Here is a 14,896-nt window from a genome sequence, read left to right as displayed (position 1 = left end):
CGCCACAGCGGAGCAGGTCGGACCGCAGATCTGCCACCAGCCCCCGACGCCGAGCCCCCTCACGGCACCGACTTCCCGCCTGGCCGCCGGTGCAGGAGGTCGAACCGGGACCACATCGCCTCCGCGGCCTCGATCGACCGGCCCGTCCTCGCGGGGTCCACGGCCGCCAGTTGCGCCACGATCGCCTGGGCCAGTGCCATCCCGCCGGTCAGCGACGGGAAGAACGTCACCCCCTCGGCCGGCACGATCAGCACCCGCTCCGCCGCCTCCGCCAGCGCCGGGCTCGCCGCGTCCGTGATCGCGAAGACACGCGCTCCCCGGTCGTGTGCCTCGTTCGCCGCCAGCACCGTGCTCTCGTACAGGCGCCAGAAGCTGATCGCCACGAAGGCGTCCTCCGCGGTCAGTTTCGCCGTCGCGTTCGCCAGTTCCGCGTCGCCCGCCATGATGGCGTGCACGTCGTACCCCGCCAGCCGAGCGTTGTGGGCGAAAGCGATGCCCACCGCCGCGTAGCTGCCGTCCGCGATCACCACCGTGCGCCGCGCCCCGGCGATCGCCTCCGCCACCTCGCGGATCTCCGCCTCGTCGAACCGCCGGTTCAGCAACGCGAGCCCGTCGAGGTCCCGGCGCAACGCGGCCGACGCGGGCGAGCCGACGCCGTGGTGCTCCTCGGCGACCTCGGGCGCGCTCAGCGACGACAGGTACCGCGCCCGCAACTCCTGTTGCAACGCCGGCCATCCCGCGAACCCGAGTGCCTGCGCCGTCCTCGTCACCGTCGCGACGTTGACCCCCGCGAGCCGCGCCAGGTCCGCCGTCGAGCCGAACGACGCCTCACGCGGCCGCGAGACCAGGACCTCCACCACCGCGGCCGACTTCGGGCGCAGCCCACGCTGCGGCACGCGTGCGCGCAGCCACTCCTCGAACCCGTCGAGGTTCCTCCTGTCCGCCACCCGCGCACCGTATCCCACTGTTACAAGCATGCAAAGCGTATTGCAGTTTCGCGAATCTGCAGGATACGTTGTCGGAACTCCTGGTGGTCCCCTTCCGGAAGGCGTTGGGATGACGCTCCTGGCACGACTCGACCGGCTGCCGCTGGCCCGGCCGCACTACCTCCTGCTGCTCATCGGCGGGCTCGGGTACACGTTCGACGGCATGGACTCCGCCGTCGTCGCGTTCCTGCTGCCCAGCGTCAAATCCGTGTGGCAGCTCAGCAACGGTGAGCTGGGGCTGATCGGCTCCGCGACGCCGTTCGGCTTCCTCTTCGGCGCGATCGCGGCCGGCCTGCTCGGCGACCGCGTCGGCCGCAAGAAGGTCATGATGTACGCGCTGGCGTTCTACGCGGTGTTCTCCGTGGTCGCCGCGTTCTCCCCGAACTACGAGATCTTCCTGGCCTCGCGCGTGCTCGCCGGGGCGGGTGCGGGCGCGGAAAGCGCCATCATCGCGCCGTTCCTGTCGGAGTTCGTGCCCGCGAAACGCCGCGGCTGGTTCGTCGGCGCGCTCGCCGGGTTCTTCTCGTTCGGGTTCGTCGCCGCCGCGCTGATCGGCCGGTTCGTCGTGTCGGCCGTGCCCGAGGGCTGGCGCGTGGCGCAGGTGATCACCGCGCTGCCGATCGCGCTCCTGCTGTGGTGGCGCCGTTCCCTGCCGGAATCGCCGCGCTTCCTGCTCGCCCAGGGCCGGACCGCCGAGGCCGAACAGGTCGTCGCGCGGCTGGAGCGGGCGGTCGAAAAGGCCACGAAGGCACCGTTGCCGCCGGTGCCCGAGGCCGCGGCGCAGCCCATGACCGAGACGCCGAAGGTCAACCTGCTCACCGCGCTGAAGTTCCTGTGGAGCCCGGCGATGGCCCGGCGCACCGCGGTGATCTGGGCGGTCTGGTTCGTCATCACCTTTTCGTACTACGGCTTCTTCTCCTGGATCCCCACCCTGCTCGTGGAGCGCGGGATCACGGTGACGAAGAGCTTCGAGTTCTCCATCATCATCTACCTCGCGCAGGTGCCGGGCTACTTCTCCGCGGCGTGGCTGTCCGAGCGGCTCGACCGCAAGCACACGATCGCGCTGTACCTCACCGGCTCGGCGGTAAGCGCTTTCTGGCTGAGCCAGATGAACGCGCCGTGGTCGATCACGCTCGCCGGTGCGGTGCTGTCGTTCTTCCTCAACGGCACTTATGCCGGGGTGTACTCGTACACGCCGGAGGTGTTCCCGACGTGGATCCGCGCCACGGGCACCGGGTTGTCGAGCGCGTTCGGCCGCGTCGGCAGCATCCTCGCGCCGACGATCATCGGCGTGTCCGCCGCGAGCCTCGGGTTCGGCGGGGTGTTCGGCCTCACCACCGCGGTGCTGGTGCTGGGCGTGTTGTGCGTGGTGGTCTTCGGGTTGTCCACCGCGGGCCGCTCGCTGGAGGAACTGACCGAGTCCGGCGCCCCCGTCGCCGTCACGAAGGAGCTGAACAAGTGACTGATCTGTCCACTGTGGAGGAAAAGGTGCGAGCGGAGGTGGGCGCACGGCTGTTCACCGTGCTCGCCTGGGTCCCCGAGCGGCGCACGATGCGCCGGGTGCACACCAGCCACCCCGAGGAGTACCCGGTCGGCGGCGAGAAGAGCGTCGAGATCACCGGTGGCTGGCTGGAGCGGTGCATCGTCCGGCAGGAGCCGTTCTTCGGGCCGGACCTGGCGTCGGTGCGCGAGGTGTTCGCCGACCACGAGCTGATCGACTCACTCGGCTGCGGCGCGGTGATCAACGTGCCAGTGGTCGACGGGGGCGAGACGCTGGGCGCGCTCGCGATCCTCGACGCGGAGGGCGCCTACGACGAGGCCTCCGTCGAGGCGGCGGTGAAGCTCGCGCCGCTGGCCGTGTCCGCGCTGCGGGAGCTGCGGTGAACCTGCTGCTGCGCAACGCACTCCTGCTCGACCCGGAGACCGGCGAGTACACCGAGGGCGACTTGCGGTGTGCCGACGGGCGGATCGTCGAAACCGGCCGGGGGCTGACGGCGGACGTCCGCACCGAGGACCTGCGGGGCGCCGTCGTGCTGCCCGGGCTGATCGACGCGCACGTGCACGTCACCGCCTCGACCGCGGATCTCGGTTCGTTGCCGTCGACCGCACCGTCCTATGTGGCCCTGCAGAGCGCGCGGACGATGGGCGCGATGTTGTCCCGCGGGTTCACCACGGTGCGGGACGCGTCCGGCGCGGACTACGGTCTCGCCGACGCCCAGGCCGAAGGGCTGTTCCGCGGGCCGCGGCTGTTGTTCTGCGGGCGGGCGCTGAGCCAGACCGGCGGGCACGGCGACAGCCGGAGCAGGGGCACCCACCGGCACGACGACCACCCGTGCTGCGCGGGCCTCAGCCGCATCGCCGACGGGGTGGACGCCGTGCGGGCCGCCGCCCGGGACGAGCTGCGCAAGGGCGCACACCACATCAAGATCATGGCTTCCGGCGGCGTCGCGTCGCCGACCGACCGCATCGATTCCACGCAGTACTCGGCTGAGGAGATGCGCGCGGTGGTGGAGGAGGCGGAGGCGGCGAACCGGTACGTCGCCGCGCACGCCTACACCGCACGGGCCGTGAACCGCGCGCTGGAGCTGGGTGTCCGGTCGATCGAACACGGGAACCTGCTGGACGACCGCAGCGTCGAGCTGTTCCGCGAGCACGACGCTTTCCTGGTGCCCACGCTCGTGACGTACTGGGCGCTCAAGGAGGAGGGGCGCGAGTTCGGCCTGCCGGAGGCGAGCTGGCGCAAGGTCGACGACGTGCTCGGTGCGGGGCTGGCCGCGCTGGAGCGGGCCGCGCGCGGCGGCGTGAAGCTGGTGTACGGCACGGATCTGCTCGGCGGGATGCACCGGCACCAGAACACGGAGTTCCGGCTGCGTGCGGAGGTCCAGACCCCGCTGGAGGTCCTCCGCTCGGCCACGACGGTGGCGGCGGAGCTGGTGAACATGGCCGGTGAGATCGGCACCCTGCGCCCGGGCGCGCACGCCGACCTGGTCGTCGTGGAGGGTGATCCGCTGGCGGATGCCGGTGTGCTCGCGGACCCGAAGCACATCCGGCACGTCGTGCAGGGCGGGGACGTCGTGGTGTGAGGCTGGGGGCGGTGCGGCTCGTCGTGCGACGGGCCGCACCAGGCCCCTGCCGTGCGTGATCGGTGCCGCGGCGGCGCGTGATCCGCCGGCCGCACCCGAGGCCCCAGCGCCACCCGGATGGCGTGGGCGCGGCGGAAGCGGGGTATTCCCCCGCCGTGGCCGCCACGTACCTCCTCCCCGTCCAGACCGCGCTGGTGCTGTTCCCCCTCGTCGCGCTGGTGCTCATGATCCCGGCCGCCGTCGTCGGCTACCGGCGGCGCGGGCGGGCCGGCGGCCGGACGGCCGTCGTGTTCTACGCGTTCGTGTTCTACCTGCTGGCCATCGCCATGCAGACCATCGTGCCGCTGCCCGACGGCAGCGCCTACTGCACCGAACCCACCTACGCCAGCAGCCCCCAGCTCCGCCCGTTCAACTTCCTCGACGTGATCGCCCACCGGGCACGCGGGCATTTCGGGCCGATGGCGTTGTTGCACAACCCCGCGGTCTGGACCACGGCGCTGAACGTCGTCATGCTGGTGCCGCTCGGCGTGTTCCTGCGGTACGCGGCCAGAATGCGCTTTCTGCCCGCGGTGCTCGTCGCGTTCGGGGTGTCGTTGTTCTTCGAGCTGACGCAGCTGACCGGGCTGTGGTTCGTCTACCCGTGCCCGTACCGCCTGTTCAGCGTCGACGACCTCATCCTCAACACGGCGGGCGGCGCGGCGGGCTGGCTGGCGGGTGGCCCGCTGGCGAAGGTGCTCCCGGAGCTCGACGCCGAACGGGACCGCCGGCGTTACGCCGCGAAGGTCACCGTGCCGAGGAGGTTGTTCGCGCTGGTCACCGATCTCGTCGCGTTCACCGTGTTGCTGGCGTTCGTGTTCGGGCTCCTGACGTTGTTCGGCGAGAGCCTCGGACACCGGCGGGCGCTGATCGTCGTGCTGGGGCTGGTGTGGTTCGTGCTGGTGCCCACGCTCACGGGGTCCACGCCGGGCAAACGCGCGATGCTGCTGCGGGTCCGGCGCACGAGCGGCTGCCGCGCGGGGCCCGTGTCGCTGCTGGTGCGCAACGGGATCCTGCTTTCGCCGCTGTGGTTGCTGTGGCTGCTGGTGAACCTCGACTGGAACCTGGCCGCGCATCCGGAACAGCTGCTGGTCCCGGTGGGCCTGCTCGCGTCGGTCGTGGTCGTCGTGGTGTGGTCCCCGCTGGCCATCCTCCTCGACGACGAGCACCGCGCCCCCTACGAACGGCTCACGGGCACGGTCAACACGGCGATCGTCCCGGAGCGGGTGCCGGAAGAATCACGGGTGTGAACCGGCTGAACGAACGCAACATCTGGCTCTGCACGCTCCGCGCGGACGGCTCGCCGCACCTGACGCCCGTGTGGTTCGTCCACCTCGACGGCACGTTCTGGATCGGCAGCGGCGCGCGCAACGTCAAGGTGCGCAACATCGAGCGCGATCCCCGGGTGAGTCTCGCGCTCGAAGACGGTGCCGCGCCGATGGTCGCCGAGGGCAGGGCGCGGGTGCACCGCGGCACCCTGCGGCAGGACGTGCTCACCGCGCTGGCGACGAAGTACGACGGCTGGGACGCGGCGGCGGAGATCGAGCCGTTCGGGGCGCGGGTGCTCATCGAGGTCCCCGTGGCGCGCTGGCTGCTCCACCCCTGATCACAGCGCCCGCACCGCGGCGAGCACCTCCTCCGGCACGTCGAACCCGCCCCGCGCCAGCGCCTCCGCCCTCGCCGCCGCGGAGCGGTCGAACGGCATGCGCACGGGACCATCCCCCGACGGCCGCGTCGCACGGATCGCCTGAGCGTAAGCCGAAACGTCCCGCTTGAAGTCCTCCGCGGAGCGCAGCAGGCCGGGCCTCAGTGCGATGGCCAGGAAACCGAAGTCGCTCAGCTCACCCGGCAGGATGGGCGAGCCCGCCAGCACCCCCAGCAGCTGCACGACGATCGCCAGCCCGCTGCCCCGGTGCCCGCCCCAAGGCGCGAACGCCCCCGCCAGCGCCGCCGCCGGATCCGTCGTCGGCGTGCCCGCCGCGTCGAACGCCACGCCCGGCGGCAGGGATTCGCCCAGCCGCCCGGCGAGCACGACCTGCGCGTGCACGATCGCCGACGTCCCGATGTCCCAGATCACCGGTCCGTCCGCCCCGGGGAACCCGAAGCACACCGGGTTCGTCCCGAACCGCGCCTCCGTGCCGCCGTGCGGCGCGACCCACGGCGTCGCGTTGGACGCGATCAGGACCACGAGGTCCCGCGCCGTCGCCTGTTCGGCGTAGTAGGACAGCATGCCCGTGTAGTACGTGTTGTGCGCTCCCACGATGGCGATCCCGGCCGCGGTCGCTTTGTCGACCGCGATCTGGAGAGCCCGCTGCGCGACCACGTAACCGAGCCGGTCACCACCGTCCAGCAGGGCCGACACCGCGCTCTCCCGCACCACGGAAATCGGCCGTGGGGAGCCGATTCCGCGGTCCGCGATGCTGAGGATGCGCGCCAGCCCGCTGTACCCCAGCCCGCGCAACTCGCAGTCGATCAGGTGGTCCGCGGTGATCGCGGCCTCCTCGGGGGAGAGGCCGAGCCGTCGCAGTGCCTCCACCGCGACGGCTCTCGCCTCGTCCACCGCCACGAACATCAGCCGAGCACCGTCGCGACCGCGGCCGCCGGCCCGGCCAGCGCCGGGAACCGGTCCCGCACCCGGCCGTCGTGCCCCGGGATCACGGCGGCGTTCCGGTCGGCGGCCAGGCGGTTGATCAACGCCAGCGCCCGCCGCATCTCGTCCAGGTCCGTGAACGCGAAGAACGGCCACTCGTTCTCGATCTGTTCGTAGAAGTGCGCCGCGTCGGCCGCCATGATCAGCGGCCCCGACCGGCTCTCGACGATCGTCAGCAGCTCGCCGGGGGAGTGGCCGCCGACCGGGATGACCGTCAGGCCCGGCGCCACCTCGGTCTCCTCCGTCACCAGCCGCAGGCGCCCCTCCTTCTCGGCCCGCCGCACGGCTTCCAGGTGCCCTGCCGTCGCGAACTCGCCGTCGAGCTCCCCGCGGTGCCACTTGCCGAACCAGTACTCGTGTTCGGCCACGCCCGACACGACCTCGGCGTTGGTGAACAACCCGAGGTGCCCGATGTGGTCGTAGTGGAAGTGCGAAGTGACCACAGTGGACACGTCGAGCGGGTCGATGCCGAGCAGCCGCAGGGCATCCGGTGTGGAGATGACCGGCTGCTCACCGAGCCAGTCGCGCTCGGTGATGTCGTAGCCCGTGTCCAGCAGCACGATTCGCGAGCCGTCCCGCAGCACCCAGAAGTTGTAGTCCATCTGGAGGTCGCCGTCCGGCTGACCGTAGGAGGCGTACTCGTGCAGCACCGCGCTCTTGCGCGTCACCCGCTCGCCGTAGCGGACCTGTACGACCTCGAAACCGGTCACCGCCCCAGCTCCTCGACCAGGATCGGCACCGCGACCGTCGCGGCGTGGATGCCCACGACGCTGACGATCTCCAGCACCTCCATGATCTCCTCCTGCGTCGCCCCGTACCGCACGGCGTTGCGCATGTGCAGCTTCAGCCCCGGCACGTACAGGTGGGTCGCGGACGCGTCGAACGCCGTGTAGATGAGCTCCTTCACCTTCGGCTCCAGCACACCCGTGCGCCACGGCACGGACGAGAACTCCGTGTACGCCTCGAAAAGCTCCGGGTCGACCTCCAGGATGCCGTCCCAGAACGAGTGCCAGTACCCGCGGTTCTCGGTGAACTCGGCCTTGATCCGCTCCTGGTCGGCGTCGAGCGGCTTCGGCCCCTTGCGGATGCCCTCCTCCTCCAGCACCTCCAGCAGCAGCGGGACGCCGATGTTCGAGGCGTGGATGCCGAGCGTGGAGGTCAGCTCGATGACCTCCATGATCTCCTCCTTGGTCGCGCCGAACGCCAGCGCGGCGCGGATGTGCTGGCGGACACCGGGCGTGTACAGGTGGGTGGCGGCCGCGTCGGCGGCGATGTAGACGAACTCCTTCACCTTGTCCGGCAGGTGGTTCTTGCGCCACGGCACCGCGGAGAACTTCAGGTACGCCGCCAGGAAGTCCGGGTCCAGCCGGAGGATGTCCTCCCAGGCGTCGCTCCACGTCCCGCGCACCTTGATGAACTCGGCCTTCAGCTCTTCCTGCCGCTGCGTCAGACTCGCCGTCATTGCCGTCCCTTCCCGTGTTCGTTCTGCAGCCAGCGCACGATTTCCGTGTGGTCGGCGGTCGGCGGCAGCTCCTCGGCCGCCTTCGCCCACAGCTCGACGGCCGACTCGCCGAGCGCCGAGGGCCGGCCCGTTTCGCGCGCGAGGTCCACCGCGATCCGCATGTCCTTGAGCATCAGCCGCAGCCCGAACCCGGAGTCGAACGTGCCGGGCAGCACGAACTTCGGCCACTTCGCCTCGGTCGACCCGCTGCGCCCGCTGGAGCCGTTGACGACGTCGAGCATCACCTCGGGGTCCAGCCCGAACTCCTGCCCCGCCAGCAGGGCCTCGGAGCTGACCAGCAGGTGCGTGGCGGACATGAGGTTGTTCAGCGCCTTGAGCGCGTGTCCCGCGCCCACGTCGCCGACGTGCTGCACTTTGCCGCCGATGCGTTCGAGCACCGGCCGCACGCGTTCGACGTCCTCGGCCGCACCTCCGGCCATCACGGTCAGCGTGCCCGCCTCGGCGCCGCCGACTCCGCCGGACACGGGCGCGTCCACCATCGGCACTCCCCGGCTCGCCGCCCACTCCGCGACCGTGCGCGTCGAGTGCGGCCGGGACGAGCCCATGTCGACGAGGACGGTGCCAGGCCGTGCGGCCTCCAGCAGCCCGTCGGAGTACAGCACCCGCTCCACGACGTCGGAATTCGGCAGCATGAGCAGTACGGCGTCCGCGCCTTCCGCGACTTTGTCCACTTCGGACACAACGGTCGCGCCGAGCGCCGCCACCCGGTCCCGCGCCTCGGGATCCGTGTCGTAGCCGCGCACCTCGTACCCGGCCTCGACGAGCCGGCGGACCATGGGCGTGCCCATGTTGCCGAGCCCGACGAACCCGAGCGTGGCCCCAGGTTGCAGCGTCACGGGACCTCGACCCCCTCTTCGGCCAGTTCGGTGAGCACCCGTTCGGCGACGCGGAACGACTCCAGCGCCGCCGGCACCCCGCAGTAGATCGCGGTCTGCAGCAACGCCTCCTGGATCTCGCTCTGCGTGCAGCCGTTGCGCACCGCGCCGCGGACGTGCACCGCGAGCTCGTGCATCCGGTTGAGCGCGGTGAGCATCACCAGGTTCAGCAGGCTGCGCGTGCGGCGTTCCAGCCCGTCCCGCGTCCAGACCTCACCCCAGCAGTACTCGGTGACCAGCTCCTGCACGGGGCGGCTGAAGTCCGTGACCTTCGCCAGCGACCGCTCGACGTGCTCGGCACCCAGCACCTCCTTCCGCGTCGCGAGTCCCGCTTCGAACCGTGCCTGATCCATCGTTTCTCCGTTCACTGCTGGTGGGCGGCGAGGTAGTCGTCCTCGCTGACCGGCGTGTCCCACTGGGTGGTGCCGAGCGAGATCGCCACGTGGGCCATGGCGCAGTCGCTGCTCGCGCCGTGCCAGTGCCGCTCGCCGGGCGGGACCCACACCACGTCCCCGGGCTGGAGCCGTTGGGGCGCTTCGCCTTCGCTGCACACCCAGCCGCTGCCGGTGGTCACCTGGAGGATCTGCCCGCGTTCGTGGCGGTGCCAGTGCGTGCGGGCGCCGGGGGTGAAGTAGATCGAGTTGATGGTGACGCCGTCCGTGGTCGGCAGGACGGGGTCCGCCCATACCGTGCCGTCGAAGGTGGCCCCCCGTTCCTCGGTCATCGCGCCGTCGGGACGGCCGTGCACGATTTTCACGAGTCCTCCTTGTCGTGCAGGCGGACGCCGCCGGCCGCGTCGCCGATCGCGTCCACCACGCGGTTGCTGATCTGGTCCGCGTACCCCAGCGACTGCGCCAGCGCGAAGCTGGCCATCGGCCCGGAGGCGTTGAGCGTCGGCACGCCCAGCTCGCGCAGCCGGTTCACGTACAGCACGACGTCCTTCATCATCAGCGTGCTGGTCAGCCCGCCTTCGAGGTAGTCGCCGTCGACGATGTGCGGGAACCGGTTCAGCGTCGCGAAGTTGATGCCGGTGCTGGCGTTGAACACGTCGAGCAGCTGGTGCATGTCGAGCCCGGCCTTGCGCCCGGCGACGAGCACCTCGGCGGTGGCGGCGAGGCTGACGGCGTTGAGGAAGTTGTTGAGCACCTTCGTGGTGTGCCCGGCTCCACTGCCGCCCATCGCGAACACCTTGGCGCTGAACGGTTCCAGCGTCTTCTCCAGCCGCGCGAGCGCGTCGGCGGAACCGCCGACCATGAGCGTCAGCGTGCCCTTCTCCGCGGCCGCCGCGCCGCCGGAGATCCCGGCGTCGACGAACTCGACGCCCCGCTCGGCGAAGGCCGCGTGCAGCTTGACCGTGGACGAAGGCGCGGCGGTGCTGAGGTCCACCACGATCTGCCCTTCGCGGCAGTGCGCCAGCACCCCGTCCTCACCCAGCACGACCTTCTCGATGACCTTGCTGTCGGGCAGCGACAGCAGCAGGTGGTCGGAGTTCTCGGTGACCTCGGCGACGGAGGCCGCGGCCTGCGCGCCCACGGCATCCGCTCTGCCCGCCACCGTGTCGAAACCGAGCACCGGCTGTCCACTGTCGACGATCCGGCGCGTGATCCGGCCGCCCATGTTGCCGAGCCCGATCACGCCGATCCTGGGCGCACTCATGCGTCTCCTCCCCGTCGATCCACTTCCGTCGTGTCCCACGCTCCGGCGCCACCCGAGGGACGTACCGTGCTGACGATCGCCGACCCACCGTCGGCCGACACGACCTCGCCGTGCACGTACGCCGCGTCATCGCTCAGCAGGAACGCCACGACGGCCGCGATCTCGTCCGGAGTTCCCGTGCGGCGCAACGGAACCGTCGTGCCGCGCTGGAGCATGTCGTTGCCGCCGCCCGATGCGTCCTTCGCGGCCGTGAACAACCCCGTCGGCACCAGGCCGGGCGCGACCGCGTTCACGCGCACACCCATCGGCCCGCCGTACATCGCGGCGCCACGCAGCAGTCCGAGCACGCCGTGCTTCGACGTCTGGTAGGCGAGCAGGTCGTGGCTGCCGCGCAGGCTCGCGATCGACGCGGTCAGCACGATCGCGCCGCCCGTGCCCCGCTCGCGGTAGTGCCGGAACGCCGCGCGCAGCCCGAGGAACGGGCCGCGCAGGTTCACGCCCATCACGTGGTCGAACTCGTCGGCGCCGAGGTCGGGCAGCTCGACGAACGGGCCCGTGATGCCCGCGTTGAGGTGGTGCAGGTCGATCCGGCCGAACCTCTCCAGCGCCGCCTGGACGTAGCGTTCGACGTCCTCCTCGCGGGAGACGTCCGCACCCACCGCGAGCGCCGGACCGGGCAGCCCGGCGGCGATCTTCTGCGCGCCTTCGCTGTCGACGTCCACGACGACGACGCTCGCGCCCGCGTCGGACAGGCGGCGCGCGGTGGCCGCCCCGATCCCGCTCGCGGCGCCGGTGACCACGGCCACCTTGCCCTTCATGCCTGCTTCCTTTCCGTGCCAGGGCTCACGCGTACCGCGAACCCGTCTTCGACCGGCTCGAACCGGTCGAGCACGAGCGGGTCGTGCCCGGCCAGCAGCACCGTGTCCGGTTCCGCGGCGAGCGCGGCGAGCTCGTCGAACCCCCGGTACATCGCGGCGAGGTCGGCGACCACGACGAACGGGCGGTCGCGCTCCAGCTCCTCGTAGTAGTGCAGTGCGTCGGAGGCGAGCACCACGGTGCCGCTGTCCGTGCGGACGAGGGCGATGAGCTGCCCGGGGGTGTGCCCGCCGACCTCACGCAGTTCGATGCCGGGCGCGAGGTCGTACCGCTCGGGCAGGCGCGTCACCCGGCCCTGCTCGTCGGCCTTCACGAGGCCCGCGATGTCGGGGAACTCCGCCGAATGTCCGAACTGGACTCGTTCGGCGTACGGGCCCGTCCAGAAGTCCAGTTCCTTGGCCGAGATCAGGATCTCGGCGTGGGGGAACAAGTCGACATTGCCGGTGTGGTCGTAGTGCGCGTGCGTGATCACCAGCCGTTCGATCGCCGCCGGGTCGACGCCGATCCGGGAAAGCGCTTCCGGAACCGGGCAGGTGATCGTGCGCCCGCGCCGCTCGCCGACCTCCGGGGTGAAGCCCGTGTCCACGACGATCGTGCGCTTTTCGTTGCGCAGCAGCCAGAAGTAGTAGTCCATCCGCAGTGGGCGGTCGGGTTCGCCGTACACGTGGTAGTTGAGGTAGACCTGGCTGGCGACCGTCTCGCGGGTGGCGAACCGGACGGCCAGCACCTCGTAGGTGTCGTCCATCAGTGCGCCTCCACACGGGCGGCGGGTGCCTCGGCGCCGATGTCACGCCCCGCGGTCTCCGGCAGGAACTTCGCCAGGAACACGGTTGCGACGAGGGCCACGAGCACCATGTACGAAGCGGGCCAGACACTGCTGCCGGTCGCGCTCGCGATCGCGCTGGCCACGAACGGGCCCGGCCCGGCGATGAACGCCAGTGCGATGTTGAACCCGGTCGCGCTGCCGCTGGAGCGCGTCGCGGCGGGGAACAGCTCGACGAGCATGACCACGGTCGTGACGCTGACCAGCGACTGCGGCACGACGAGCAGCAGCATGCCCAGCAGCACCGGCGCGACGCCGCCCTGGCCCATCAGCACGAACGCGGGCAGCCCGAGCACGACGTAACCGATGCTGCCGGCGAGGTTAACCCGGCGGCGGCCGTAGCGGTCGGAGATCGCGCCCGCGAGCGGGCACAGTGCCATGTAGACGGTCAGGCCGATCGCGCTGAGCACCAGCGCGTTGGTGCGGGACAGGTGCACGGTCTGGGACAGGTAGTTCACGACGTACGTGGCCAGGTAGTAGAAGCCGAGGCCCTGCACGGCCGCGATGGCGAGCGTCAGCAGCACGGGCTTGAGGTTCCGTTTCCCGGCGCTGCGCAGGGGAGTGGCGGACACCTTGCCCAGTGCCTTGAGCTCCTCGAACACCGGCGTCTCGTCCAGCTTCAGCCGCACGTACAGGCCGATCAACGCGAGCGGCGCGGCGATCAGGAACGGGATGCGCCAGCCCCAGCTCAGCATGTCCTCCGCGCTGACCACCGACTGCACGAGCAGAGCCACGAAGCTGCCCGCGACCGTGGCGAGCGCGGCGGTCGCCGAGATGACGCTGCCGAAGACACCGCGGCGGGAGCTGGGCGTGATCTCCAGCAGGAACGCCGCCGAGCCGGTCCACTCGCCGCCCGCGGAGAAGCCCTGGAGGCAGCGCAGCACGACCAGCAGCACGGGGGCGAGCACGCCGACGGCGTGGTAGCTGGGCAGCGCGGCGATGAGCGTCGTGGTCACGCCCATCATCAGCACCGACAACGAAAGCGTGAACCGGCGGCCGCGGCGGTCGCCGAGCGAGCCCAGCACGAACCCGCCGACGGGGCGGAAGAAGAACGCGACGCCGAACACGGCGAGCGACGACAGCAGGCCCACGGTGGCGCTGCTGTCCGGGAAGAACACCTTGCCCATGGTGGGTGCGAAGAAGCCGTAGACGGCGAAGTCGAACCACTCCATGAAGTTGCCGACACCGGCGGCGAGCGCCGCCCGGCGCCGTATCCGGCCTGTTCCGGCCGACGACAGCGTTGTCATCTCACTCGACTCCTGCGATCGGGTGGTGATGTCCACTCAGCGGACATTGGAATCGTTGAGTGGACGGTTGAGGCTCAAGCTAGGCGCGGGTTCCGCGAGTTGTCAATGTGTCGGAGGGCTTTTGTTTTGTCCGCTGAGTGATAACCTCGTCCACCATGCGAGCTGGTTCGGAGCCTCCCACGGGTACGGTCGCGAGGGTCGTCGCGGTGTTGCGCGCCGTGGTCGAGGCGGGTGAGGACGTCAGTGTCGCGGAGCTGACGGAGACGCTGGGGCTGCCGCGGCCCACGGTGCACCGGCTGCTGGACCTCCTGGCGAAGGAGGACATGGTCGAGCCGGACCCGGTGACGCGGCGGTGGGGGCCGACGGCGGAGTGCCAGCGGCTGGGGGCGCTGCTCGCGGCGCGGCAGGACCTGGTGAAGCTGGCGCGGCCGGTGCTGGCGGAGGTGGTGGAGCGCAGTCAGGAGGCGTGCCTGCTGGGGGTGTACCTGCCGCGGAGGCGCCAGATGATCTACGCCGCCGAGCACTCGTCGCCGAACCCGCTGTCGTACCGGATCGAGCTGAACGCGCCGGTGCCGGTGAACTGGGGCGCGTCGGGCCGGGCGATCCTGGCGTTCCTGCCGGAGGACGAGATCGAGGCGATCATCGTGGAGCGCGTCCCGGCGCCCGGTTCGGGGGAAAAGGCGCCCAGCCCGGCCGTGCTGCGGCGGGAGCTGGAGTGCATCCGGCAGCAGGGGTACGCGTTCTCGCGGGGGCAGAAGATCCCGGGTTCGCGGGGCATCGGCGCACCGATCCTGGGGGCCGACGGGACGGCCGTCGGCAGCCTGACGCTGACCATCCCGGAGATGCGGTTCCGGGAGGAGGCGAAGGAGCAGCTGGCGGAGATGGTGATGCAAGGCGCGGCGAAGCTGAGCGCCACGCTCGGGTATCGGGGTGGGGTGAGGGCTGCGGCCTTGGGGTGATGCCGAGGCGGGTCTCGGCCCGGGCGGTCAGTGGGGATGCTTCGGCATCGGGTTCGGGCGCGACGCGGGGCGAGATCGCCCGGCGCCTGGGCCGATTCGGGCAGCGGCCGGGTCGGCGGGATGGCCCGACGCGCCGTCGAGTCGCTTTCGACTTCAAGCGCTCCTGCCGCCACCGGCGCCACC

General features: G+C 71.1%; 17 protein-coding genes. 6 read left to right on the top strand and 11 right to left on the bottom strand.

Features of this window, described 5'->3' with window-relative positions; translation table 11 throughout:
• Positions 1-59: 59 nt before the first annotated feature.
• On the bottom strand, positions 60-977 hold the full coding sequence (locus tag ABFX51_RS06390) for a MurR/RpiR family transcriptional regulator (RefSeq protein ID WP_428832443.1): 918 nt from the start codon (positions 975-977) through the stop codon (positions 60-62).
• A gap of 79 nt (positions 978-1,056) precedes the next feature.
• On the opposite strand from ABFX51_RS06390, the gene ABFX51_RS06385 reads away from it, so the two are divergent.
• The 5 genes from ABFX51_RS06385 to ABFX51_RS06365 all read left to right on the top strand — a co-directional run bounded on the left by ABFX51_RS06385 (position 1,057) and on the right by ABFX51_RS06365 (position 5,711).
• Positions 1,057-2,448 (top strand): MFS transporter, encoded by a 1,392-nt coding sequence (locus tag ABFX51_RS06385; protein WP_346052716.1) that lies wholly within the window; start codon positions 1,057-1,059, stop codon positions 2,446-2,448.
• On the top strand, positions 2,445-2,870 hold the full coding sequence (locus ABFX51_RS06380) for a GAF domain-containing protein (protein WP_346052714.1): 426 nt from the start codon (positions 2,445-2,447) through the stop codon (positions 2,868-2,870). The genes ABFX51_RS06385 and ABFX51_RS06380 overlap by 4 nt, the downstream gene beginning before the upstream one ends.
• Entirely contained in the window at positions 2,867-4,069 is a 1,203-nt protein-coding gene (locus ABFX51_RS06375) for a metal-dependent hydrolase family protein (protein ID WP_346052712.1), read from the top strand. The genes ABFX51_RS06380 and ABFX51_RS06375 overlap by 4 nt, the downstream gene beginning before the upstream one ends.
• 155 nt (positions 4,070-4,224) lie before the next feature.
• Positions 4,225-5,355 (top strand): VanZ family protein, encoded by a 1,131-nt coding sequence (locus ABFX51_RS06370; protein WP_346052711.1) that lies wholly within the window; start codon positions 4,225-4,227, stop codon positions 5,353-5,355.
• Positions 5,352-5,711, top strand: coding sequence for a pyridoxamine 5'-phosphate oxidase family protein (locus ABFX51_RS06365; RefSeq protein ID WP_346052709.1), 360 nt, complete (start codon positions 5,352-5,354; stop codon positions 5,709-5,711). Before ABFX51_RS06370 ends, ABFX51_RS06365 begins: the two co-directional genes overlap by 4 nt.
• On the opposite strand, the gene ABFX51_RS06360 is transcribed toward ABFX51_RS06365, so the two are convergent.
• Genes ABFX51_RS06360 through ABFX51_RS06315 form a run of 10 tightly spaced genes read right to left on the bottom strand, consistent with a single transcriptional unit; the run spans position 5,712 to position 13,754 of the window.
• The gene (locus tag ABFX51_RS06360; protein WP_346052707.1) at positions 5,712-6,677 is read right to left on the bottom strand and encodes an Ldh family oxidoreductase; all 966 of its coding nucleotides are present in this window, start codon (positions 6,675-6,677) and stop codon (positions 5,712-5,714) included.
• Positions 6,677-7,465, bottom strand: coding sequence for an N-acyl homoserine lactonase family protein (locus ABFX51_RS06355; RefSeq protein WP_346052706.1), 789 nt, complete (start codon positions 7,463-7,465; stop codon positions 6,677-6,679). Before ABFX51_RS06355 ends, ABFX51_RS06360 begins: the two co-directional genes overlap by 1 nt.
• Positions 7,462-8,217: a carboxymuconolactone decarboxylase family protein gene (locus ABFX51_RS06350; RefSeq protein WP_346052705.1), complete on the bottom strand. Its 756-nt coding sequence runs from the start codon at positions 8,215-8,217 to the stop codon at positions 7,462-7,464. The genes ABFX51_RS06355 and ABFX51_RS06350 overlap by 4 nt, the downstream gene beginning before the upstream one ends.
• Positions 8,214-9,113, bottom strand: a complete 900-nt coding sequence (locus ABFX51_RS06345; protein ID WP_346052703.1) for an NAD(P)-dependent oxidoreductase — start codon at positions 9,111-9,113, stop codon at positions 8,214-8,216. Before ABFX51_RS06345 ends, ABFX51_RS06350 begins: the two co-directional genes overlap by 4 nt.
• Positions 9,110-9,505 (bottom strand): 4-carboxymuconolactone decarboxylase, encoded by a 396-nt coding sequence (pcaC, locus tag ABFX51_RS06340; RefSeq protein ID WP_346052701.1) that lies wholly within the window; start codon positions 9,503-9,505, stop codon positions 9,110-9,112. The genes ABFX51_RS06345 and pcaC overlap by 4 nt, the downstream gene beginning before the upstream one ends.
• A gap of 11 nt (positions 9,506-9,516) precedes the next feature.
• Entirely contained in the window at positions 9,517-9,909 is a 393-nt protein-coding gene (locus tag ABFX51_RS06335) for a cupin domain-containing protein (RefSeq protein ID WP_346052700.1), read from the bottom strand.
• Positions 9,906-10,808: an NAD(P)-dependent oxidoreductase gene (locus ABFX51_RS06330; protein ID WP_346052698.1), complete on the bottom strand. Its 903-nt coding sequence runs from the start codon at positions 10,806-10,808 to the stop codon at positions 9,906-9,908. The genes ABFX51_RS06335 and ABFX51_RS06330 overlap by 4 nt, the downstream gene beginning before the upstream one ends.
• Positions 10,805-11,626 carry an SDR family NAD(P)-dependent oxidoreductase gene (locus ABFX51_RS06325; RefSeq protein ID WP_346052696.1) on the bottom strand — a complete coding sequence of 274 codons (822 nt, stop codon included), beginning with the start codon at positions 11,624-11,626 and terminating at the stop codon, positions 10,805-10,807. Before ABFX51_RS06325 ends, ABFX51_RS06330 begins: the two co-directional genes overlap by 4 nt.
• Complete coding sequence (locus ABFX51_RS06320) at positions 11,623-12,429, bottom strand: N-acyl homoserine lactonase family protein (RefSeq protein WP_346052695.1); 807 nt, start codon at positions 12,427-12,429, stop codon at positions 11,623-11,625. The genes ABFX51_RS06325 and ABFX51_RS06320 overlap by 4 nt, the downstream gene beginning before the upstream one ends.
• On the bottom strand, positions 12,429-13,754 hold the full coding sequence (locus ABFX51_RS06315) for an MFS transporter (RefSeq protein ID WP_346052693.1): 1,326 nt from the start codon (positions 13,752-13,754) through the stop codon (positions 12,429-12,431). The genes ABFX51_RS06320 and ABFX51_RS06315 overlap by 1 nt, the downstream gene beginning before the upstream one ends.
• Before the next feature lie 155 nt (positions 13,755-13,909).
• Here ABFX51_RS06315 and ABFX51_RS06310 point away from each other — a divergent pair, with 155 nt between their 5' ends.
• Positions 13,910-14,713: an IclR family transcriptional regulator gene (locus tag ABFX51_RS06310; protein WP_346052691.1), complete on the top strand. Its 804-nt coding sequence runs from the start codon at positions 13,910-13,912 to the stop codon at positions 14,711-14,713.
• The last annotated feature ends 183 nt before the right edge of the window (positions 14,714-14,896 follow it).

Origin of the sequence: Amycolatopsis dongchuanensis (assembly GCF_039542405.1) — a bacterium.
GTDB classification, from domain to species: Bacteria; Actinomycetota; Actinomycetes; order Mycobacteriales; family Pseudonocardiaceae; genus Amycolatopsis_E; species Amycolatopsis_E sacchari.
The sequence above is the reverse complement of the archived record's forward strand: the minus strand, read 5'-3'. Positions and strand labels throughout refer to the sequence as shown.